Raw genomic sequence first — 1,005 nt, 5'->3', positions numbered from 1 at the left:
GTGCCGGTGGTGCCCCGGCTCGGCCGCGGCCTCCTGACGACGTGGAGGAGGTGGAGCGGCTGATCGCGGCGAACCGGCTATCCCCGCCTTGCTGAAAGCCCGCCGCGGGGCGGGGGCGGCAAAGGGGCATGCAGGTGGTCACGAAGCCGGGCGCCCGGCGCCCGAGATCGCCTCGGCGATCCGCACCGCACGCTCCAGCTTCGGCGACGGGCGCCTGCTGGTGGAGCGCCTGATCGAGCGGCCGCGCCATGTGGAGGTGCAGGTGTTCGGCGACGGCGCGGGCGGCGCGGTGCACCTGTTCGACCGGGAATGCTCGCTCCAGCGCCGCCACCAGAAGGTGATCGAGGAAGCCCCCGCCTCCACCCTGCCGGACGCCCTCAGGGCGCGCCTCGCGCAGGCGGCGGTCGCCGGCGCGCGGGCCGTGACCTACCGCAATGCCGGCACGTTCGAGTTCATCGTCGGCGCCGATGGGGCATTCTACTATCTGGAGGTCAACACGCGCCTCCAGGTGGAGCATCCGGTGACGGAGGCGATCACCGGCCTCGACCTCGTGGAATGGCAATTGCGCCTCGCCTCGGGCGCGCCGCTACCGCTCGCCCAGGAGCAGATCCACGCGCGCGGCCATGCCATCGAGTGCCGGCTCTATGCGGAGGACCCGGCCGCGGGCTTCCGGCCGGCGCCGGGACGCGTCACGCACCTCGCCTGGCCCTCCGGGGCGCGCATCGACAGCGCGGTCGAGGCTGGAAGCCCCGTGCCGCCCCACTACGATCCCCATGATCGCGAAGATCATCGTCCATGGCGACGACCGGCGGCAGACACTGGCGCGCATGCGCGCGGCCCTCGCCGAGACCGCGGTGATGGGGGTCGCGACCAATCTCGGCTTCCTCGCGGCGCTCGCGGCGCGGCCGGAGGTGGCGGCCGGAACGGCGCACACCCGCCTCATCGACGAGGTTCTGCCCGAGCTCCTCGGCGCGGCCGCGCCCGGCGCGCTAGCCGCGGTGGCCG

General features: G+C 74.2%; 2 pseudogenes. Both read left to right on the top strand.

Annotated elements, in window-relative coordinates:
- Positions 1-88: 88 nt before the first annotated feature.
- Positions 89-712, top strand: a pseudogene (locus AC2W7M_RS26240) (ATP-binding protein); the annotation flags it as partial.
- Positions 624-1,005: pseudogene (locus tag AC2W7M_RS26235) on the top strand (hypothetical protein); the annotation flags it as partial. The pseudogenes AC2W7M_RS26240 and AC2W7M_RS26235, both read left to right, overlap by 89 nt.

This window comes from Xanthobacter sp. BG11Y11_SDJG, assembly GCF_057364445.1.
This window is presented reverse-complemented; position numbering and strand designations above follow the sequence as displayed.